Source organism: Microcystis wesenbergii NRERC-220, assembly GCF_032027425.1.
Lineage (GTDB): Bacteria > Cyanobacteriota > Cyanobacteriia > Cyanobacteriales > Microcystaceae > Microcystis > Microcystis wesenbergii_A.
In genome coordinates this window covers 4392572-4414782 of the sequence record NZ_JAVSJA010000001.1, presented here as the reverse complement: position 1 = coordinate 4414782, position 22211 = coordinate 4392572, and the positions used below count along the sequence as shown (strand labels likewise).

The following is a 22211-nucleotide window of genomic DNA, read 5'->3' as shown; positions in this document are numbered from 1 at the left end:
AATTGTCACTCACTGGAGTAATTATCATGCGTGTTTGTGTTATCGGAACGGGTTATGTGGGTTTAGTCACTGGGGTTTGTCTAGCACATATCGGCCATCATGTCATCTGTATTGACAACAATGAAGAAAAAGTCAAATTGATGAAATCGGGACAATCTCCCATCTATGAACCAGGGTTATCGGAATTAATGCAGTCTTCCGCAGCCTCCGGCAATCTGGAATTCTCCACGGACCTAGAAGCGGGAGTTAAACACGGTGAAATCCTCTTTATCGCTGTTGGTACACCAGCACTACCCACGGGAGAAAGTGACACTCGTTATGTGGAAGCGGTGGCCCGGGGTATTGGGGCCCATCTCAACGGTGGTTATAAAGTAATCGTCAATAAATCGACCGTTCCCATCGGTTCTGGGGATTGGGTACGGATGATCGTCCTCGATGGCGTGGCCGAGAGACAAAAAAATCTCGTGGCCGCTGGGGGCGGTATTAGTACATTAGAACGTATCGAAGCGGAATTCGATGTGGTCAGCAATCCCGAATTTTTACGGGAAGGTTCGGCGGTTTATGATACTTTTAACCCCGATCGCATTGTTTTAGGCAGTAATAACCCGAAAGCCATTGAAATGATGAAGGAATTGTACGCGCCTTTGGTTGAACGCCAATTCTCTGAAGATCCCTCCTTACCTCCCGTTCCCGTGGTGGTTACGGATCTCAGTTCGGCGGAAATGATTAAATACGCCGCTAATGCCTTCCTAGCCACCAAAATTAGCTTTATTAACGAAGTAGCTAATATCTGCGATCGCGTCGGTGCGGATGTCACCCAAGTGGCTAAAGGTATCGGTTTAGATTCCCGTATCGGCAGCAAATTCCTCTCGGCCGGGATCGGTTGGGGGGGGTCCTGTTTCCCCAAAGATGTGTCGGCTTTGGTACATACCGCAGAAGACTACGGTTACGAAACGGAATTACTCAACGCCGCTATCAATGTTAACAAACGTCAACGGACAATCGCGATCGAAAAACTGCAACAGGAATTAAAAATCCTCAAGGGTAAAACCGTCGGTTTGTTGGGATTAACTTTTAAACCCGATACCGATGATATGCGCGATGCTCCGGCTTTAACTATGATCGAACAGTTAAATCGTTTAGGTGCTAAGGTAAAAGCCTATGATCCGATCGTTTCCCAAAGTGGTTTAAGTCACGGTTTAAGCGGTGTGATTATCGAATCGGATCCAGAAAGATTGGCCGATGGTTGTGACGCTTTGGTGGTGGTGACGGAATGGCAAGAATTCCTCCGTCTCGACTACGGCAAAATGGTTAAAACCATGCGCGAACCGGTGTTAATTGATGGTCGCAATTTCCTCGATCCTGCGGTGGTGACAGCAGCCGGTTTCCGTTACCTCGGGATTGGCCGTTAATCCCAGCAATCCGCCTTTTCACCAGGACTGACGCGGGTGGGGAAGGAGCAAGAAGCAGCAACCCTTACCCCTGCTCCTGGAGGCGAAAATTGCCCGATTATGCCAGCTGAAAAACGAAAGGCGTTGTCAAATTGAAAGATGCTCCCAATCAGCACCGGAACTGAAATTACTTTGATAGGAAAGATTACATGGCCTCTTGACAATTAGTGTTTAATGAACGAATATTGCCGATAGTTGGGCTTAAGTGGGGAACAAGACTTGCCCTGAGCCAACTTGCCCTGAGCCAACTTGCCCTGAGCCAACTTGCCCTGAGCCAACTTGCCCTGAGCCAACTTGCCCTGAGCCAGGCCGAAGGGGTCGAAGGGCTTGCCCTGAGCCAGGCCGAAGGGGTCGAAGGGCTTGCCCTGAGCCAGGCCGAAGGGGTCGCTCGATTTAGCAGTGGAATTAGCCCTACAATCGGCGTAGGGCTAATTCATGAATTAGCCCTACAATCGGCGTTGTCAAATTGAAAGATGCTCCCAATCAGCACCGGAGCATTGCATCTTTCCTATTCTGATCTGACAACGCCAAACGAAAACTTCCTAGTTGACCATGGGGTTATTGGCTATAGTTAAATGATATGAACGGGGCTACTAGAATCCGGGGGCGATGGGTAGAATTGAATTGAGAAACTAGAAATCAGTTTTAGCAATACCTATGGTTAGCTCTGTTCAATACCGCTACACTAACGAACAAGTTAGGGACTGGTTACGGGGATTACTGACAATTGCCTGGTGTGATGGGGATTATAGCACCAGCGAACAGGAATCGATCGCCCGTTTCGCTCACGAATTAGAATTAGATGACGACCACGTTCTCTATCAATCGATTAGTCCCGAAGAATTGGCCGCAAGTTTCGGTCATGACCCCAAAATATCAGAAAACTTCCTCCGCACGGCGGTGATGGTAGCGATCGCTGATGGCATTTATTCCCCCGCAGAAGCGCAATTACTGCGTAGTTATCGGGATGCTTTCGGGTTAGAAATCGAGGCCCTGTCAGCTTTAGAACATACTGTCTGTGAAATTCCCGAAATTACCACGGAAGCGAATAAATCCGAGTTTATCAGTGCCGAACATCCCCACCCAGATCTGCTGCATCCCCTCAAAGATTGGTTAGATGGGGTAGAAATGCACGATCCGCGCCTGGCCCGGTTTATCTGCAAAATGGTGCCGCCTCAATGTCCTTTTGAACGCGATATCGTGCTTTTTGGTCATAAATTAGTTCATATTCCGCCCCTGTGCAAGTTAAATCCTCTCTACGAACAATTAGTCGGTTTACGTTTCCGCGCCTTATCATACTTGGCTGATGATTGTCAAGAGGATATTTCCGAGTATATTTAGCCAATTTAACTAAAATTGCGGTTAACATGGTATAAATATCCTGCTGACAGAAAATATCTCAACCTAATGGCTTTTCCTAGCCAGGGCTGGCTGAATAAATCTAAAAACCTTGTTGGATAAGGCTTTTAGACTTTTTTCCCCTCAAAAAGTGCTGACCATTGGAGTGATCGGGGGTAAAATTCTGGGACTTTTTCCCTGAAAATTAGGTAACTGACTACCTCAAAATCGGTAAAACCCTACACCCCACACCCGTTCGGCTGAGCTCACGGCCGAAGCCCACACCCCACACCCTGCCCCCACCAACAAACTTTTTCAGCAGACCCTAGCTAATTCTTCCGTTAAAATTAGGTTAAGTCGCCGTTGACAGAGAAAATATGAGTAAAAACTCCCGACGAGTCGATTTTCCTGATTTACCCGGGCTAAAAAACCTGCGCTCCTATCAATGGCAGTGGCTGGGCAAAGATATCCTCGCCGGTGTCACCGTGGCAGCCTACGCTATTCCCCAGTGTATGGCCTACGGCGACCTGGCCGGGGTCGATCCCGTGGTGGGATTGTGGACTCTCGTGCCGGCGGCCCTAGTTTATGCCCTTTTCGGCTCCTCATCGCAACTATCCCTCGGACCGGAATCGACCACGGCAGTGATGACAGCGGCAGCGATCGCACCGATGGTAAGCCGTCAAGGGGAAAATTACGGCAGTTTAGCGGCTTTTTTAGCCCTAATGGTCGGTTTAATCTGTTTTATAGCTTATATCGCCCGCTTGGGATTTCTAGCTAATTTACTCTCCAAACCGATCCTGATCGGTTATATGGCGGGAGTGGCGGTGATCATGATTGCGGGACAACTGGGTAAAATTAGTGGTTTGTCAATCCGTGAAAATACGGTTTTTAAAGAAATTTTCGCTTTTTTGCGGGGAATAAACCAATGGCACTGGCCAACCCTTAGCCTCGCTCTATTGCTGCTACTATTTCTATTTGTCATCCAAAAATATTTTCCCAAAGCACCGGGTCCCTTGCTGGCGGTTTTACTGGGAACCCTCGCCGTCGCCACCCTCCATCTTGATGGAGAGGGGGTGGCAGTAGTGGGGAAAATTAGCAAGACTTTGCCTAATTTTGGCTTACCAACCCTAGATTTTTCCCAATTACTACCCCTAGTAACCGCGGCCGTCGGCATTGCCCTGGTCGGCTATTCCGATAACGTCTTAACCGCTAGAGCCTTCGCCGCACGTCATAACCAAGAAATCGATGCCAATCAAGAAATTTTAGCCCTGGGACTGGGGAATCTGGCGGCGGGTTTTTGTCAGGGATTTCCCATCAGCAGCAGCGCCAGTCGCACCGCGGTGGGCGATTCGGTGGGTAGTAAAAGTCAGCTTTACTCCCTGGTGGTGGCAGTGGTGGTGGTGGCGGTCATTTTCCTGCTCGGTCCGCTACTGGTACTCTTTCCCAAGGCCGCCCTGGGTGCGCTGGTGATTTATGCGGCCTGTAAACTGGTGGATATTGCCGGCGCTAAACGACTCAAACGCTTTCGCAATAGTGAGTTTAATCTCGCTGTCCTGACCATGGTGGGGGTGCTAACCACGGGGATTTTAAGCGGGGTTGCCATCGCCATCGGTCTCTCGGTTATCGATTTATTGGCCCGCATTACCCGACCCGATGATGCCGTCTTGGGTACGGTTCCGGGGGTGATGGGTTTACACGCGCTCCAGGATTGGCCGGAAGCGCAAACAATACCAGGGTTAGTTATCTATCGTTACGATGCCCCCTTATTTTTTGCTAATGCGGCCGACTTTAAACGTCGCGCCCTCAGCGCCATTGCCCGGGAGACAAAACCGGTAGAATGGTTTGTCTTGAATACAGAGGCACTCGGGGAGTTGGATAGTACAGCCGTGGAGATTCTCGAGGAATTAGCGGCAGAATTATCAAGACAGGGTATAGTTTTCGCTCTCGCTAGGGTTAAACACGATCTGTACTTACAATTGCAACGTTCTCGCTTGTTAGATAAAATTGGCCAGGAGAGAATTTACTATACTTTACCGGCAGCGATCAAAGCTTTTAAAAATCGTTAACTGACAGCCAAGCTGAACAACCCCCATTTCTCACCAGTTGAATTGAGAACCTCCTAGCAATTCTCGCCCATAAAAACTAGCTCTCTTGCATCAATCAAAAAATTTTCGGCCAATGTGGGGAAAAGAGTGCCAAAATCCCTGTTTTCTGACGACGAGATGAAACCCTACCAAAAAATTCCTATTCGTGAATGTGGGCAACCCCTAGTACCTATACCCGCAGATAAGTTTGTTATCCCTTCTCCCCATGCTTACGAGAAATTAGGGGCTAATTATCGGGGTAAATCTCCCTATTTTTTGCGACAAGGGGTGTTAAATGCTCTGATTGACGCTCAAAACCTTCTGCAAGTCTATCAACCCGGTTGGCAAATTTTGATTTTTGATGCCTATCGACCGATCGAAGTGCAACAATTTATGGTCGATTATACTTTTCAGACCCTCCTAGACACAAGAGGATTAGCCAAAGAGAAACTATCGGAGGCAGAAAGTAAAGCGATTTTAACAGAAGTTTACACTATTTGGGCAATTCCCAGCGATAATGCCGCCACCCCGCCTCCCCATAGTACCGGAGCGGCGATCGATATTACCCTAGTGGATGAGAAGGGACAAACCATCGACATGGGGGGAGAAATCGATGAGATCAGTGAGCGATCGCATCCCGATCATTATATCGCCGCAAAAAGCCCGCAAGAACAGGGTTATCATCAAAAACGAGTTTTATTAGCTAAAGTGATGGAGGAGGCGGGATTTAGCCGACATAAGGGGGAATGGTGGCATTTTTCCCTAGGGGATCAGATGTGGGCCTGGTCCATCGAGCGAGCCTACGCTATCTATGGCAGAGTGGAGGATTAAGTAGGGTTTGCGGCAAAAAGTTTCTCGTGGGGGCAGGGTGTAGGGTGTAGGGTGTAGGGTTTTACAGATTTTGAGGGGGTCAATTACCTAATTTTTAGGGAAAAAGTCCCTGAATTTTCCCCCCAATCACTCCCGTCGCTGGTACTTTTTGATTGACAAAAGGTCTAAAAGTCTTACCCAACAAGGTTTTTAGATTTATTCAGCCAGCCCTAGATAAATACTGATATACTAACAAAAGAAGACTCAAAGTTTAGACCGGCTTCCGCTTGACGATCGCTAAAATTTGATTAACAAAAGCTTGGTGATCAATCACCGGTTTAGAAATATAACCATCGGCCCGACTCTGCTTGAGAAAATTCTCTCGATCGCCTTCCATAGCGTGAGCAGTGATGAGAATAACGGGTAAATCGGCGGTTTCGGGGTTAGATTTGAGTATTTGGCTGATTTTAATGCCATCCACCGCTTTCCCTTCATAGACACTATGGGAGAGGGAGACATCCATTAAGATCACGTCCGCTTCCTTATCCCGAGCAATACGAAGCACTTCTTCCACATCTTCGGTCCCTTTGACCTCTAGACCACCTCGTTTGGTCAAAATTTTGGCAAAAACGCGAAAATTAATCGGGTCGTCTTCTACAATCAAAACAGTCGTCATAGGGAAGCTCAGGGATAAACAAGGTTAAAAAGGGCAAAATGCCTTATGATTCACAGCTAGACAGATTGAAAACGAGAGACTCATGGCCAAACAACTGGATTTCTTAGCTAGTGGTCAAATTATACCCACGGCCTTACACCAAGAGATGGAACGCTCCTATCTAGAATATGCCATGAGTGTGATCGTGGGGCGAGCCTTGCCGGATGTACGGGATGGCTTAAAACCAGTCCATCGTCGCATATTATACGCTATGCACGAACTGGGTTTAACTCCCGATCGCCCTTTTCGCAAATGTGCGCGGGTGGTGGGGGATGTCTTGGGTAAATATCATCCCCACGGCGATCAGTCAGTGTACGAAGCACTGGTTCGTATGGTACAGGATTTTTCCAGTCGTTACCCACTTTTATCGGGCCATGGTAACTTTGGTTCGATCGATAACGACCCCCCGGCGGCCATGCGTTACACAGAAACCCGTTTGGCCGGTATCGGTGATCAGGCGGTTTTAGGGGGAATTAGCGAAGCGATCGTTAATTTTAGCAGTAATTTTGATAATTCTCAACAGGAACCCGTTGTTTTACCCGCTCAGTTACCGATACTGATTCTTAATGGTTGTTCAGGTATTGCGGTGGGGATGGCGACTAATATTCCTCCCCATAATTTAGGGGAAGTGGTGGAAGGTTTAATCGCTTTGATTGATAATCCCGATTTAAGCGAGGAAAAGTTAGTAGAAATTATCCCCGGTCCCGATTTTCCCACGGGAGGCGAGATTTTAGATGATACCGGCATTCGCGAGGCTTATCGCACTGGTAGGGGGATTATTCCCGTGCGCGGAGTGGCGAAAACTGAAACAATTATCATTGAGGGCAAGCGCCGAAGGGAAAGGACGGCAATTGTGGTTACTGAGTTGCCTTTTCAGGTGAATAAGGCGGCATGGATTGAAAAAATCGCCGAATTAGTTAATTTAGGGAAATTGGAGGGAATTGCCGATATCCGCGATGAAAGCAATCGCGAAGGCATTCGGGTGGTGATTGAATTAAAGCGGGAAAGTCAACCGCAGCAGGTTTTGGCGGCTTTATACCAACAAACGGCCCTACAGACTAATTTCGGGGCGATTATCCTCGCTTTGGTCGATAATCAACCCCGGCAGTTATCTTTAAAACAAGTTTTACAGGAATTCTTGCGCTTTCGAGAAACAACTCTCACCCGTCAGTATGGCGATGAGTTGCAACAGGCCAGCGATCGCTTACACCTAGTGGAGGGTTTATTATTAGCTTTGCAGAATATCGATCGAGTGGTGGATATTCTCAAAAATGCCCCCGATGGGACGACGGCTAAGTATCGTTTTCAGGCAGAATTGGGCATTAGTGACCCTCAAGCTGATTCTATCTTGGCTATGCCCCTACGTCGTTTAACCGGTTTGGAAAGACAAAAATTAGAGACGGAAGCGACGGAATTACAAACAAAAATTCAACAGCTGGAAACTCTCCTCCATAACCGTCAGGAGTTTCTCAAGTCTCTGAAAAAAGAATTGCGCTCTTTAAAGAAAAAATTCGCCGATAGCAGACGGACAAAAATTCGCCCTGGCAAGTCGGGGGACAGGAGACAGGAGACAGCAGGGAAGAAATTGGATTCTGCTGTTAAAAAACAGGAGACAGTCCCGATGAAAAAATTTTCACCCCCACAGATGAAAGAGGTTTCCTTCCCCACACCCCACACCCCACACCCCACACCCCACACCCCACACCCTACACCCCACACCCCACACCCCACACCCTCTTTGAAGGCAGAAGTTAAAAAACAGGAGAATAAAGTTAAGAAAAAGTCTGAGAGTGAGAATGCACCGAGTTTAAGCCTATTTACGCCCCAAGAACCCCCAGAAAATGCGATTTTATTGCTTGATGCCGAAGATAAAATTAGTTGGACGACAGCGGAAGAGCGAGTGCCGGAGCGGGGTTTAATTATCTATCAACAGGCGATCGAAAAACGGGAAAATTTCCTAGTTATCCTCGATAATGCCAAAGCTTACCCGATTGCTATCCGGGAAGTTCCCCCAAAAGACAATCAACCGGTATTAATCTCCAGTCTGCTGACCAAAACCGCTCAAAAAGAGTCAGAAGCCGTGTTAAATCAATTTTTCTTGACAGAACCTCAAAAAAATCAAGAATTGCTTTTACTGAGTCAACAGGGGCGAATAAAGCGACTTCCCATCAATGAATTAGAGGGGGTTGGTAGTCGGGGTTTGTCCCTGATGAAATTGAAAGAAGACGATCGCCTATATGCTGCTATTTTTACTCAGGAGGGCTTGGACTTAGCGATCGCCACCAGTAGCGGTCGGATGTTGCGTTATCCCGTGCGCGAGGAATTATTGCCAATGATGGGTAAATCCGCTCAGGGTGTAGGAATTTTGCGATTGCGCTACGGAGAACATCTAGCCGGCTGTGTTTCTCTCCCCCATCGGGAAAATCTGCTGCTGATTTCGGGATTAGGTTACGCGAAAAGACTGGCGATCGAGAATTTACGTCTATCACAATTAGGCGATCTTGGTTCACCTGCTTTACAATTTGTTAACAAACAGGATAGTTTAGCGGCCATGGTAGCGGCGCGGGCGGGGAGTATAGTGTTATTAAGTACCGATCAGAAGCGAAAACTACCCTTAGAGGTAGAAACTGTGACGGTTACGGGTAAAGACGGCACAGGTTCACAATTGGTGAAACTCAACCCCGCAGAAAAAATTATCAAAGCACAATTGTTACATCGTCTCTAAACAATGGCGAAAAAACTGAAAAATGTTGCCCGTAAACACTGGCATGGGCAAAGATGGTTAAAACTAACTCTGATTCTGGTTTTTGGGTTTATTATCCTTAATTTAGTGATTAATTTAGCCGTCCGCTGGCCAATTAATCAACAAAAACCCGTTGATGCCATCTTACTGTTGGGGGGCAGCATTCGTCGAGAAATTTATGTAGCCAATCTAGCCCAGCAATACCCCAATATACCGATTTTGATTTCCCAGGGCTCGCAAGACCCCTGTATTTTCTTACTATTTGAACGGGCAAAAGCACCAAAAACTAATGTCTGGTTAGAAAACTGTGCCGATTCTACCTTCGACAATTTTTTCTTTGCTGTGCCAATTTTAAAACAATGGCGAGTACATAAAGTCAAAGTTGTCACCTCTACTACTCATTTACCCCGGGCTAAATGGTTAGCAGAAATTCACTTGCAATCCCACGGTATAGCAGTAGAACTCGATGCAGTCCGAGAAATTGGTGTCCCCGGTAATCACGAATCAAAGCTAAAAACTGGGTTAGATGTGACTAGAAGTATAATTTGGGCTTTTGTGGGACAATTAATCTCTCCCCCCTGTGGGCAAGTTATTCCCTTAAATTCCGTTGATTTAGAAACTTGGCAGCATGAAGGTTTTCAATGTGAATATCAAGGCAAGATCTGGTAAACAATCTTGGCAGTGATTTTCTTTCTTGCTATCCCCCTACCACTCCCTCGATCCTTCCTTGTCCTCTTTGGGTTTTTTATCACAATATTAAGAAGGGTTCTACTCATAATGGAAAGTCGAAAAACCACTGTCAGGATTGTGGTGGTCAGTTGGTCATTAATCCCAGTCAGATTCTTTCACAGACCAGTACCGGGATTTTATTGATTGTTGCCAGAGGGAAAATCAGGGACGTTTACGGGTAAAATAAACCCGTTATTCCTCCTCCTCAACGGTTGTAGGGAATTTCATACTGGCCCAAGTTAACTGTTTTTGCTGGTCTTTTTCCGGTTCACTAAAACTCTCTTTGAGTTGTTCTTTCACCTGAGCAATATTGCCACTTTGAGCGGCATTCTTTAGATCATAGATATAACGGGCATTTTCGATCGCTTCCTCTTTACTACGAGAACTAGACTCAAAGCATTTTTCTAGGTCTTTGTAAATACCCTTGCGAGAGATTTTGAGAAAATATTGACGTTCTGTATCTATAAGTTTAGCCAATAATTCTAGGTGCATGGAATCCTCGGCACAGATATCCGCGAGGATATCCCATTCTTCACTCCCCAAAAGATTATTATCCGCCCCCGGTCGCGGGTCTTGAAAATTTTCTCCAGTCACTTGTTTATAAATCTTCGGTAATTGGTCATCAAATTCGTGCTTTTCTTCCCTCCAAATCCGGCGAATTTCGCTGAGTTCCTCCGTGGTAATTAGGGTAATATCTTTCATATCCTCTGGCGCATTAGTACGCACGCTCTGCTGTGCCTCTAATACCCTTCTCAGCCAATATTCCCGCCATTGTTTAGTATAAGGGCCGGGTATCGGTTCGATCGATATTTCTCCATTTAAGTTTCTTTCAAATAATTGTACTTTCCCAAAGATACGACGAAAATCCCGTTTTGGTCGGTCATCTTCTATATCCAATTCGTTGCGAAGGTCTAAAAGTGGTTGTAACCATTCTTTTTCCTCGTCATTCTGTATCATTGCCTCCATCGATTTATCTTTATTCACCATCGTACACACCCAACAACCAAAGCGCGAATCTCCACAGCTAGGAGTGGAAGTATCTACCACTAGGGGACATTCATTATCCGCAGTTGCTCCTCGATACATTGCTAATAATTCTTTGTTGTCTCCTCCCCAGGGATTTTCCCACTGCATTAAGTACATCCATACTTCATCAGTACGCCAATCTTCTATGGGGCTATAAATAATTGCATTGGGAAGGCTACCACTATAGCGTAATGGTTTACTAATATTCTCCTTAAGATTAAGTTGTTCTTGAAAACTATTAATTTCATATTTATTCATTGTTGAAGCACGTTTATTACTCTCAGCCTTTCTTGTACCAAGCATAAGAATAACTTCACCATTTTCTCGAATTTGCTGACGAATAAAATGATTTGTTGGTGTTATCTTCAGTCTTTCAGTACACCAACGAAATCCATGACGAGGTGCAGGATAGCCTTTACCAATTAAACAAGTCCAAAAAGTATCTTTTATTTCTGGGCGTAATAAATAAGGTTCTACAGGCATCTGCTGGATTTTAGCTTCATTTTTCATTCTGGCTAAAGATTGCTTAACCCAAGTAGATACAAGAGGATTTTCAACTTGAGTATCTGTAGTCATTACATAAATTTTTTTATTACGCTGCTCGATGGAAAGCTTGCTGATTGCATTCCAAATTAATTGAACAACAGCACTACTATCTTTTCCGCCTGAGTAACCTATAACAAATGGAATACTGTTAGAAAGATACAAATTTTGAATTTCTTTCGTAATTATTTCAATGTCTATAACAAAGTCGTCAACAGTTCTAGAAGGAAAAATACTTATCTGTGTTTGCTCACCAAAAATAACATTATTTCTCATAAATTTAACCTTTAAATATATTATCTCTATGCCATTTTACGGATTCAAGATTAGGCAGATATTCGTTATTATCAGGCAGTAAAAGATTCTCACCATGAAAATCTTTTATAGACTTTGCGTTCGGTGAAACTTCTTCAAAATCTTTTGTGATAATAATTTTGTATTGATCATCAATTGTGAATAATCCTTGATCAAATGCCCAATGATGATTTTTACAAAGAGATAAACCGTTGTTTATCTGGTTATTATAGAATTTAGCAAAAGGTTTGATATGTGCGCCATCGACAATACTTTGTGTCAAGGAGTGGTTTACTTTAAGACCGCAAAAAGAGCATTGATAATTATATATATAAACGACTGCTTTACGAAAAAAAGCACTTCTTATTAAAGATTTTCGTAGATAGAATTTTTTCTCCTGTTCTACATTATCGAATATCGATAATTCTTCCGTACTTACATCCTGCAAGTTAGTGTTAATAGTCAATATTTCACTAATTTCTTTTTGAGATGATGAAAACCATACTGATATTAAAGTGTCTATTAATTCCTGACGATAATTTTGATCTTGCAGCAAATCATATAATTCCTCATCTAATAAGGCATATTCTACAGCTAATTTGAGTTTTTTCGTTGACTTTGGCTGTAGCCCATTAAAATCTGGCTTTAATCTTAGATACCAGAATCCTTCGCTTTGTAAGTGAAAAAATGGATAATACAAACCACCCTCATATTGAGATGATAAAACATTCCAGTATTTATTAAATGTATTAATTAATTCATCAGAAACAAAAATTTTATTTTCCGTGATTAATCCCTGTGAAATTAGATCGATAACTGATAAAAGTAAAATTGGTTTATATTGAGCATTACCTCTTTTTTTACTAACATTAACATTCAAAGAGGCGAATCTTTCACAATAATATTTTAAATTGCGTAGGGGAAGACTATCGACCATAGGGGGGGGGATATGCGGCTAAAAAAAGGAAACCATTACCAGCATACAGAAAAACATCCCACCGAGAGAGAAAAATATATAAAGCCTACAGAGATAGTGATAATAACATCGATCGAGCGCGGCTGACGAGCGATCGCAAGAAAAACACAGAACTTATGTACTAAGCAAAATGAGAGAGTAGTTAACCTAATGATCAAGTAATAGCAAATTGGGAATATTGCCTTAATTCTTGGCTAAGAAACCCTAAAACAATGGGTTCTGGAGGGATACCAGCTTTGAGAAGGTCTGAAGCGACTCCTTCCTCAGTACCATCTCGTTGAATCCAAAATTTCCCATCAATGATATCAACATGAATTAAACAACCATGAACCCGACGGGTAGCGCGATAAGGCCGAACATATACTGGTTCTCTACCTAAAACCATCACTAAATAGCGATCTTGTTGCCGATCGAATACCGTTTCTAAGATCACGTCACTATCTGAATAAGGAATCTGGGTATAATCATTAAAAATTTGTTCAATTAACTGCCGATCACTTACCAGTGTATCCATTCCAGAATCACCTCCTGTTCGGGATCAAAAACGATTAGAGATAGTTGATATTTTTGCAATAATAGCTGACCAAGAGGTTCCTCAAAGACATCAAAAAACACAATACTATGAATCCTAAATATTAAAAAATAGGTAGCATAATTTAACCTCAAACAAACTACCCTATTTTTTATTCTAACAACAAAAAAGCACCCCCTCGCGGGAGTGCCTTTTCCTTCAGACTAGGAATTAACCATTGATAGCAGGAGCAGTCAGAGCTACAGGAGCCTGTTCACCACTAGCCAAGTCTAAGGGGAAGTTGTGAGCGTTGCGCTCGTGCATTACTTCCATACCGATACCAGCGCGGTTTAACACATCGGCCCAAGTACCAATTACACGACCTTGAGAATCGAGAATCGACTGGTTGAAGTTGAAACCATTGAGGTTGAACGCCATGGTGCTAACACCCATTGCGGTAAACCAGATACCGATTACCGGCCAAGCACCTAAGAAGAAGTGCAAGGAACGGCTATTATTGAAAGAAGCGTATTGGAAGATTAAACGTCCGAAGTAACCGTGAGCGGCAACGATATTGTAGGTTTCTTCTTCTTGACCGAATTTGTAACCGTAGTTTTGAGATTCGATTTCAGTGGTTTCACGCACTAAGGAAGAAGTTACTAGGGAACCGTGCATCGCGGAGAACAGAGAACCGCCGAACACACCAGCAACACCTAACATATGGAAGGGGTGCATGAGAATGTTATGTTCTGCTTGGAACACGAACATAAAGTTAAAGGTTCCAGAGATTCCTAAAGGCATACCATCAGAGAAAGAACCTTGTCCGATGGGGTAGATTAAGAATACAGCAGTAGCGGCGGATACAGGTGCAGAGTAAGCTACACAAATCCAAGGACGCATTCCTAAACGGAAAGACAGTTCCCACTGACGACCGAGGTAGCAGAAGACACCTAGTAAGAAGTGGAAAATGACTAACTGGTAGGGACCACCGTTGTATAACCACTCATCTAAGGAAGCAGCTTCCCAGATGGGGTAGAAGTGGAGTCCAATCGCGTTGGAAGAGGGAACAACAGCACCAGAGATGATGTTGTTTCCGTAGAGTAGAGAACCAGCTACAGGCTCGCGAATACCGTCGATATCTACGGGAGGAGCGGCGATAAAGGCGATGATGAAGCAGGTGGTGGCGGTGAGCAGGGTGGGGATCATGATCACACCGAACCAGCCGACATAAAGACGGTTGTTGGTGCTGGTGATCCACTGGCAGAACTGCTCCCACAGGGAAGCGCTCTCGCGCTGTTGTAGAGTGGTGGTCATTGGTTTATGATTCCTATTAAGTTATCGAGGTACGATTGATTGATGATGTCTCTATCTTAGAGAGTTTGTAACGGTTTGTAAAGGGGGTTGACGATATTGTTACTTATACCATTGATAAGCTGAGATTATGAAATGGGTCGGGTGCGGTCGGGTCTTTTCTGGTCTAAGATTGAAGATATGACTCGACCACCTCACGATCAATTTGCCAAACAATACCTAGAGGGATTGCTGTCTCCCCTGGGAAAGGTGGAAGTTCGCAAAGAAGTGGCGGATGAAACCCGTCAGGTGGATATTTTCTTCTCTCCTCACCCTAATACACGGGGAAATGCTCAATCTTTGGGTCTTTTAGGGCAAATGGTGACAACAAGCACTTTGCTTGAGCCTTTTCGCAATGCTCCCAGTCGAACGGAAATTCGCAACTGTATCTTAAAACTGTTTTCGATTTTCATGGATTTCAGCTACTTTTAGGGGTAGGCACTCTCATCGAATTTTATTTTAAGTTAATTATTTGCATAACAATTCCCGAAGAGCCATAAAAAATCTAGGTAGTTGGGATTTTGATTAAATCTTTCTCGCAATTGATAATAATAGTTTGCTCCTTTTTCTTTGAGTAAGTTGCCATTTTCTTCGAGAAATTATTTAACAAGGTTGGGATTGATCTGCTGAGTTTTTAGGTCATTGTAGAAGTTAATTATATGAATATTGGCATCAGCAAGTAAGGCCTTTTTTGGTTGTAAATTAAAAGCTACCACCCCCGAACCACAAAAGGGTTCTATCCAGCGATCAAAGTTTTGCTGATCCGCTAAACTTTTGATTGATGATACCAGTTTAGTTTTGATACCTTGACATTTAATCGGGGGAACAATGACGGTTGTTTTCATTAACAACTAATAAAGAATTAAATGAATACACTGGGGGAAACATTGAAAGTCTCTCCTAAAATTTTCCCTTGAGCTTTACTAATCGATCGCTTGCCATTAACAATTTCTGAAACCACACCCTTAGAACCAATTTTACCAACTAAATCAGCTTGTTTCATGTTGTTAGCTGACCTTAAGTGTAATAATACTTCCTGCGGTGAAGCTGGTTCGGGTTGAGGTTGTTTGGCATCAAAATCCTTAATAATTGTCGCCATTAATTTAACCATCGCGGTTTCTTCTGGTAGTCGATCCTGTTTACTAATTAGATTAAGCAGAAGATGACGAGCTTGCTCATATTCTTCCTCATTTTCAATAATCTTGGGTTGAAATTTAGTCAACAGTTGATTATAAATATTTTGGTCAAGTGCTAGGGTCATTGTTTTTAGGGGTTAGACTGAACTTTTTTGGTGTGTTACTACTTAACTTAAACCAGCGATTTTAACCAACTGTACCAAGCATCTAAACCTTCTCCAGTGGTAGCGGAAACTTGAAAAACTTTCAGATTGGGATTAACTTGATAGGCGTAATCTAAACAGCGATCGAGGTTAAAATTAACGTAGGGCAGTAGGTCTATTTTTGTCAAGATCATGACTTGAGAAGCGTGGAACATATAGGGATATTTAATCGGTTTATCTTCCCCTTCGGTGACGGAAAGAATGACAACCTTGGCATTTTCTCCCAAATCAAATAAAGCAGGACAAACTAGATTACCGACATTTTCGATCATCACTAAAGAATTCATCGGTGGATCGAGTTCGATTAATCCTCTCTCTACCATTGATGCTTCTAAATGACAACCTGTTCCGGTATTAATTTGGATAACCTGACAACCGGTTTCACTAATTTTTTGGGCATCATTAGCTGTTGCTTGATCTCCCTCAATCACACTGATAGGAATAGCGGTTTTTAAATCGGCAATTGTGCGAGTTAACAGGGTAGTTTTTCCCGAACCGGGGGAAGAAACCAGATTAAGGGCAACAGTTTTTCTACCCTTCAACCAACCGCGATTTTGTGCCGCTAACAGATTATTTTTTGCCAGCAGATTTTGCTCAACTTGGAGAGTGGTATGATGAATTTGAGCGTGAATTTCTGCGGGATGATGGGGATGCTCATGATCGTGATCGTGATGGCTATGACTAATAACAGTACCATCGGCTAAAATATGTTCATGGGTTCCCGTTTGCGGATTAGTTACCGTCACTTCCGAGTTATCAGAACAACCACAGGTTACACACATAAGGATTCTGTCTCCAAGGATTTGAGATTTAATTCTTGACCCTGTAAAATGATTATATTACGACTACCACATCGATCGCAGATGCCATAGGGATATTCTAGTTCTAGCTCATTTCCGCAATCTTGGCACTGTCCTAAACCAGAAATTTCCAGAATCTCTAACATTGCCCCCTCTATATTAGTACCTTGACAACAGGTATCAAAACAAAAAGCGATCGATTCTGGCATAATTGCCGTTAGTTGACCAATCTCTAACACCACTCGCTTAACTTTCATTCCTCGGGAATGTTCTAAGGCAAGTTCGATAATATTTTGGGTGATTCCTAGTTCGTGCATTTTCAGTTATCAGTTATCAGTTATCAGTTATCAGTTATCAGTTATCAGTTATCAAGGAAATTTCAACTAAAACCCCAAAACCCCAACTATTTGAGGGTTCAAAACAGCAAAAATAAGGATTAAATTGCCTAAAATCTGTAAATAGACCATTTAATTGATTATTATTCATTTTTAATTCTCCTGACTACTGACTACTGGCTACTGACTCCTAACCCTAACAACAATTTTTGATTTTTACCAGAGGTAAAATTAACATATTCTCGGTAATTGTTCACCGACTAACATATCGAGAATCCTTTTAGTGCCGAAAGCGGTTTTTAAGTAAACTAAATTGGGGGGAGAAGCGACGACTTCCCCGATACAAGCGGCATTTTTACCGTCAGGATGGGAACGCATCACTGCTAAAACGCGATTTTCCGCCTCTGGAGGCACGACAAGGACTAATTTGCCCTCATTTGCCAGATAAAGCGGTTCTAAACCCAATAATTCGCACATTCCTCGCACTTCTTCCCGGATGGGGATCGCCGTTTCCTGCACCTGTATTCCCACCCCTGAACTTTGAGCGAATTCGTTTAAAACTGTGGCTAATCCGCCTCTAGTGGCATCCCGCATCGCTTTAACTTCCGGGCAAACTGCCAGAATTGCAGAAATTAAAGAATTCAGGGCTTGACAATCGCTTTCGATTGTGCATTGCAAGTCTAATTCGCCCCTGGCAATCAGAATGGCGGCACCGTGATCCCCCAGAAAACCGTTAATCAAAATGCGATCGCCAACTTGTAAATTATTGGCACCGGAATTGATTCCGGCCGCAATTACTCCGACTCCAGAGGTATTAATAAATATTTGATCCCCTTGTCCCCTGGGAACGACTTTTGTATCCCCGGTGACGATTTTTACCGCCGCTTTGTCGGCGGCTATTTTCATGCTGGTAACGATGGTTTTTAGGGTGTCGATAGATAAACCTTCTTCGAGGATAAAACTACAACTGAGATAGAGAGGAATTGCGCCACCGACAGCCAAATCATTAACGGTTCCATTGACTGCTAAACTGCCAATATCACCCCCTGGAAAGAATAGGGGAGAAACCACATAGGAATCGGTGGTAAATGCCAAGCGATCGCCTATTTTAGCTAAATCTTTAATCTCAAATCGGGCTTGATCTTCCAGGGGTGCCAGTAAGTTATTATCGAAGTTATTAACGAATATCTCGTTAATTAAATCCCGCATTGCTTTGCCACCACTGCCATGGGAGAGAGTGATATTTGTGTCGGTAATTTTTGTTTTTTTTAATTTTAAAGAAGCTGAAGGATTGCTAGTCATAAATTTAAGTACAGCAGTTATCTTGATGGTGAGGTGCGAAGTTTTCGTTTTGGGGAGTCGGTGGTCGATAGCAAATTAGGTTACACTTTATCCTGATGAGAAACACTGTCATAGCTTACTGCTAGATTATCTTAATGGGTTTCTTGTATTTCTGACACTTTTTCTACAGGGTGCTATAGCTGACAGTGAGTCGCTATAATAGAATTCGCCGATCGCTAACTTCTCCCTCGGTAAAATTTCTATGACTGGAAAACTGAACAAGCTACAACAAGATTTAAAGAACATAGAAACGGAAGTGGCAAATTTAGCCGAAAGAATGCGAGAAAAATACCGAATTTATCTTGATTTACTCGGTGAATCTCTCTATAAACAGGCGATCGGGGCAGTGTATTATATCTGTACCCGTTACTATGGGGGGGAATTTCTGGCCCTCTCCCACAGCAATCGTCAGAAACTGCAAGAGGAGATCAAAACTCTAGGACAAGAGGCTAAGGCTAGTTTACAGCAATTGGGCGAGCAGAGCTTCGATCGAGGGGCATTTTCGGGGGTAGGATTCTCTAAAAGTCCAGCAGAGACAGTTAACACCCCAGATTTCTTGAAACTTTTTCTAAACAAACCGGAAAATCTAGCCGCAACTGGAGAGATTAATAACCCCGATATTTTACTTTATTGTTGTCGAGTGCTGGAAAAAAACTGTATCGAGATTCTCAATCATCTCTCTAGACAAATTAATCAGCAACTACAAAAAGCTTATATTCTTCCCCCTCATCTACCCAGTCAAATTATCGATATGGCAATTCAATCGGGAGAAGAAGGACAGTCCCTAGGTGGAGGAAATAATATGTTAAACATCTTAGTGGAAGCTAAAAACCCTGAACTAGAGGAGGAAAAAGATGAAGATGAAGATGATGGGGATGATAGGGATTTTTCGAGTGGCAAAGTCACTAAAGTAACGGCAATTCATCTACGAATGGCTGAACTGGAATTTGCTGACACGCGCTTAAGTGTCGAAAGAAATCAAATTCGCTCCCTTTGGGAACAATTAAATCGTCTAGGGGAACAATATCATCGTATTCGCAAAGAATATACTATCGCTCAAGCAGAAGCGGCGTGGCGCAGTAGTTGGTATGATTAATCAGTTATGATCAAACAGAGGTATTAGGGAAGCATAATACCGGAAAATTTGGAATCAAGAGGCAATTATGAAAGGGGAAATACCCGACTGGGTGAGATTACAAAAAGCCTTATCTGTAGAAGCGGAAAAAGGTTATCCCGATCTTCAGGGAAATCAATACCGTTTTAGCGAGTTTTTCTGTCTTAGTTTCGGGGATAATCCTCCCGTGGGAATTGCCACCAGTGAGAGAAATCGCTGGCGAGAATTAGCCCAAAAATTTGCCCAATACTCCCAATTTAATCCCGAACAAAGACAACAATTAGTCACCGAAACGCGCAATTTTTTGCAACAATTACGGCAAACTTTAGAAGCAGCCCCCACCCCAAAAGAACCAGTCGCAGCGAAAATTATTAATACCACTCCCATCACGGCAAAGACTAATTCTCCACGGCAAGTTACCCTCGAACAACCCTTGAAATATCTAGCGGAAGTGGGAGAGAGAAAAGCTGGTCTTTTAGAAAAATTAAACCTCCACAAAGTTGAAGATTTATTATATTATTATCCCCGGGATCATATTGATTACAGTCGTCAAGTCAATATCGCCAATTTAACCGAGGGGGAAACGGTAACTTTAGTGGGGAATGTCAAGCGCTGTAATTGTTTTACTAGCCCCAAAAATACCAAGTTAGCTATCTTTGAATTGCTCTTACAGGATCGCACTGGACAGATAAAATTAAACCGTTTTTATGCGGGAACTCGCTATACTAATCGTGCTTGGCAAGAAGGACAAAAAAAACTCTATCTGGTGGGTTCGGTGGTGGCGGTTAGTGGTTTAGTCAAAGCGGGAAAATATGGGTTAACTTTAGAAAATCCTGAATTTGAATTATTAGACAGTTCTGGGGCAAGTATTGAGTCCTTAAAAATCGGGCGTATTCTGCCGGTTTATCCCCTCACCGATGGAGTACCCGCCGACCTAATTAGAAAGGCTGTAGTCGCCGCTTTTGGGGCAGTAGAGGCGATAAAAGACCCCCTACCTTTCGGTCTAAGAAAACAATACGGATTAATCGATTTAAAAACAGCAATTACTAACATTCATTTCCCCAATAATGCCGAGATTCTCAGTCAAGCGCGACGGCGATTAGTCTTTGATGAATTCTTCTTTTTACAATTGGGTTTTCTGCGGCGGCGGCAACAGTATCGTCAGACACAGAAAAGTGCTGTTTTTAGTGCTAGGGGTCAATTAATTGATCAATTTAATCAGATAATTCCCTTTCAATTAACCAATGCTCAAAAACGAGTTATTGAGGAAATTTTAGAGGATTTAGATTCTAGCACCCCGATGAATCGTCTCGTGCAGGGGGATGTGGGTTCTGGCAAAACAATTGTCGGAGTTTATGCTATTTTAGCAGCCCTACAATCCGGTTATCAAGCGGCATTAATGGCTCCCACGGAAGTTTTAGCAGAACAACATTATCGTAAGTTAGTTAGCTGGTTTAATCTCTTACATTTACCCGTAGAATTATTAACTGGTTCCACAAAAACCGCTAAACGGCGAGAAATTCACGCCCAATTGGAGACAGGAGAATTACCACTTTTAGTGGGAACTCATGCCCTAATTCAAGATGCAGTTAATTTCCGCAAATTGGGGTTAGTTGTTATTGATGAACAGCATCGCTTTGGGGTACAACAAAGGGCAAGATTATTAAGCAAAGGAGAGTCTCCCCACGTTTTAACCATGACAGCAACACCGATTCCCCGTACTTTAGCTTTAACCCTGCATGGGGATTTAGATGTGAGTCAAATTGACGAATTACCCCCCGGCAGACAACCGATTCAAACCACCGCTTTAAATGGGAATCAAAGAAGGGCTGCCTATGATTTAATTCGCCGTGAAATTGCCCAAGGCAGACAAGCTTATGTGATTTTTCCCTTGATTGAAGAATCGGAAAAATTAGATGTGAGGGCTGCGGTGGAAGAATATCAAAATTTATCAGAAAAGATTTTTCCCAATTTTAATATCGGTTTACTCCATGGTCGCATGAGTTCCGCCGAAAAAGAGGAAATCTTAACAGCTTTTCGCGATAATATTCTACAAATTATTGTCTCAACTACGGTTATTGAAGTGGGGGTAGATGTTCCCAATGCTACGGTGATGTTAATTGAAAATGCCGAACGTTTTGGCCTTTCACAATTACATCAATTACGGGGGCGCGTAGGCAGAGGTTCCCATCAATCCTACTGTTTACTTTTAAGTGGCACTAATAGTGCTAATTCTCGTCAAAGATTGACGGTTTTGGAACAATCCCAAGACGGCTTTTTTATCTCGGAAATGGATATGCGATTCCGCGGTCCAGGGGAAGTTTTAGGACAACGGCAATCGGGTTTACCAGATTTTGCCCTCGCTAGTTTAGTCGAGGATCAAGAGGTGTTAGTTTTGGCAAGAGATGCCGCCGAAAAAATTATGTTAGATGATCCCCATTTAATCACTTTGCCTAATTTAAAAAAAGCTTTAGAAGCTAAATATCAACGGATGTTAGGAGCGGATATTTTAACTTGATTTAGGGGAGATGTTCAGTAATCAGTAATACTAAATCCAGTTATTAAAAACTGATTATTTATTCTCCGTTTTGCATGAGTGCCTCTCCTGATATGTAGCCTATACTCAAGGGATTTAGTATTACTTCAGATCTGATTACTCAATCCAAGCTTTTGGGGGGTAGAACCCCCCAAACCCCCCGTTGGGGGCGTGGC

Annotated in this window: 20 protein-coding genes and 1 pseudogene; 9 read left to right on the top strand and 12 right to left on the bottom strand. The window is 43.3% G+C overall.

What is annotated here, in order from left to right; all coding sequences use genetic code 11:
- Positions 1-26 precede the first annotated feature (26 nt).
- From RAM70_RS21405 to RAM70_RS21390, 4 genes are all read left to right on the top strand, one after another.
- On the top strand, positions 27-1412 hold the full coding sequence (locus tag RAM70_RS21405; protein ID WP_002746179.1) for a UDP-glucose dehydrogenase family protein: 1386 nt from the start codon (positions 27-29) through the stop codon (positions 1410-1412).
- A gap of 696 nt (positions 1413-2108) precedes the next feature.
- Entirely contained in the window at positions 2109-2792 is a 684-nt protein-coding gene (locus RAM70_RS21400; protein WP_312675539.1) for a Mo-dependent nitrogenase C-terminal domain-containing protein, read from the top strand.
- 374 nt (positions 2793-3166) lie between these two features.
- On the top strand, positions 3167-4855 hold the full coding sequence (locus tag RAM70_RS21395) for a SulP family inorganic anion transporter (RefSeq protein ID WP_312675537.1): 1689 nt from the start codon (positions 3167-3169) through the stop codon (positions 4853-4855).
- A 156-nt stretch (positions 4856-5011) separates the two neighbouring features.
- A complete protein-coding gene (locus tag RAM70_RS21390) occupies positions 5012-5704 on the top strand; it encodes a M15 family metallopeptidase (protein ID WP_312675960.1) in 693 nt (230 codons plus the stop codon).
- A 250-nt stretch (positions 5705-5954) separates the two neighbouring features.
- On the opposite strand, the gene RAM70_RS21385 is transcribed toward RAM70_RS21390, so the two are convergent.
- Complete coding sequence (locus RAM70_RS21385; RefSeq protein ID WP_312675535.1) at positions 5955-6359, bottom strand: response regulator; 405 nt, start codon at positions 6357-6359, stop codon at positions 5955-5957.
- Positions 6360-6441: 82 nt separating this feature from the next.
- Between RAM70_RS21385 and RAM70_RS21380 the strand changes: the two genes are divergently transcribed.
- Together RAM70_RS21380 and RAM70_RS21375 are read left to right on the top strand one after the other, a co-directional pair.
- Positions 6442-9123 carry a DNA gyrase/topoisomerase IV subunit A gene (locus RAM70_RS21380; protein ID WP_312675534.1) on the top strand — a complete coding sequence of 894 codons (2682 nt, stop codon included), beginning with the start codon at positions 6442-6444 and terminating at the stop codon, positions 9121-9123.
- A gap of 3 nt (positions 9124-9126) precedes the next feature.
- The gene (locus RAM70_RS21375) at positions 9127-9810 is read left to right on the top strand and encodes a YdcF family protein (protein ID WP_312675533.1); all 684 of its coding nucleotides are present in this window, start codon (positions 9127-9129) and stop codon (positions 9808-9810) included.
- Positions 9811-10062: 252 nt separating this feature from the next.
- Here RAM70_RS21375 and dndC read toward each other — a convergent pair whose 3' ends face one another.
- The 5 genes from dndC to psbA form a co-directional block, all read right to left on the bottom strand.
- Positions 10063-11715 (bottom strand): DNA phosphorothioation system sulfurtransferase DndC, encoded by a 1653-nt coding sequence (dndC, locus tag RAM70_RS21370; RefSeq protein WP_312675532.1) that lies wholly within the window; start codon positions 11713-11715, stop codon positions 10063-10065.
- Positions 11716-11719: 4 nt separating this feature from the next.
- A complete protein-coding gene (locus RAM70_RS21365) occupies positions 11720-12670 on the bottom strand; it encodes an HNH endonuclease (protein ID WP_110545861.1) in 951 nt (316 codons plus the stop codon).
- Positions 12671-12863: 193 nt separating this feature from the next.
- Positions 12864-13223 (bottom strand): XisI protein, encoded by a 360-nt coding sequence (locus tag RAM70_RS21360; protein WP_045360831.1) that lies wholly within the window; start codon positions 13221-13223, stop codon positions 12864-12866.
- Complete coding sequence (locus RAM70_RS21355; protein WP_312675528.1) at positions 13208-13375, bottom strand: element excision factor XisH family protein; 168 nt, start codon at positions 13373-13375, stop codon at positions 13208-13210. The genes RAM70_RS21360 and RAM70_RS21355 overlap by 16 nt, the downstream gene beginning before the upstream one ends.
- Before the next feature lie 76 nt (positions 13376-13451).
- On the bottom strand, positions 13452-14534 hold the full coding sequence (gene psbA, locus RAM70_RS21350; protein WP_002731626.1) for a photosystem II q(b) protein: 1083 nt from the start codon (positions 14532-14534) through the stop codon (positions 13452-13454).
- A gap of 177 nt (positions 14535-14711) precedes the next feature.
- On the opposite strand from psbA, the pseudogene RAM70_RS21345 reads away from it, so the two are divergent.
- Positions 14712-14987 (top strand): annotated as a pseudogene (locus RAM70_RS21345) (hypothetical protein); the annotation flags it as partial.
- A 182-nt stretch (positions 14988-15169) separates the two neighbouring features.
- On the opposite strand, the gene RAM70_RS21340 reads toward RAM70_RS21345, so the two are convergent.
- The 6 genes from RAM70_RS21340 to hypE all read right to left on the bottom strand — a co-directional run bounded on the left by RAM70_RS21340 (position 15170) and on the right by hypE (position 18346).
- Positions 15170-15415, bottom strand: a complete 246-nt coding sequence (locus RAM70_RS21340) for a DNA adenine methylase (RefSeq protein WP_052426732.1) — start codon at positions 15413-15415, stop codon at positions 15170-15172.
- 17 nt (positions 15416-15432) lie between these two features.
- The gene (locus tag RAM70_RS21335) at positions 15433-15831 is read right to left on the bottom strand and encodes a helix-turn-helix domain-containing protein (RefSeq protein ID WP_190381247.1); all 399 of its coding nucleotides are present in this window, start codon (positions 15829-15831) and stop codon (positions 15433-15435) included.
- A 47-nt stretch (positions 15832-15878) separates the two neighbouring features.
- The gene (gene hypB, locus RAM70_RS21330; protein ID WP_190381248.1) at positions 15879-16691 is read right to left on the bottom strand and encodes a hydrogenase nickel incorporation protein HypB; all 813 of its coding nucleotides are present in this window, start codon (positions 16689-16691) and stop codon (positions 15879-15881) included.
- Positions 16682-17026 (bottom strand): hydrogenase maturation nickel metallochaperone HypA, encoded by a 345-nt coding sequence (gene hypA, locus RAM70_RS21325; RefSeq protein ID WP_045360863.1) that lies wholly within the window; start codon positions 17024-17026, stop codon positions 16682-16684. Before hypA ends, hypB begins: the two co-directional genes overlap by 10 nt.
- 37 nt (positions 17027-17063) lie before the next feature.
- Positions 17064-17195 carry a hypothetical protein gene (locus RAM70_RS21320; protein ID WP_002760537.1) on the bottom strand — a complete coding sequence of 44 codons (132 nt, stop codon included), beginning with the start codon at positions 17193-17195 and terminating at the stop codon, positions 17064-17066.
- A gap of 80 nt (positions 17196-17275) precedes the next feature.
- Positions 17276-18346, bottom strand: coding sequence for a hydrogenase expression/formation protein HypE (hypE, locus tag RAM70_RS21315; protein WP_045360870.1), 1071 nt, complete (start codon positions 18344-18346; stop codon positions 17276-17278).
- 241 nt (positions 18347-18587) lie between these two features.
- Here hypE and RAM70_RS21310 point away from each other — a divergent pair, with 241 nt between their 5' ends.
- Positions 18588-19481: a hypothetical protein gene (locus RAM70_RS21310; protein ID WP_045360872.1), complete on the top strand. Its 894-nt coding sequence runs from the start codon at positions 18588-18590 to the stop codon at positions 19479-19481.
- Between the two features lie 67 nt (positions 19482-19548).
- Entirely contained in the window at positions 19549-22017 is a 2469-nt protein-coding gene (gene recG / locus RAM70_RS21305) for an ATP-dependent DNA helicase RecG (RefSeq protein ID WP_312675518.1), read from the top strand.
- Positions 22018-22211 lie beyond the last annotated feature (194 nt).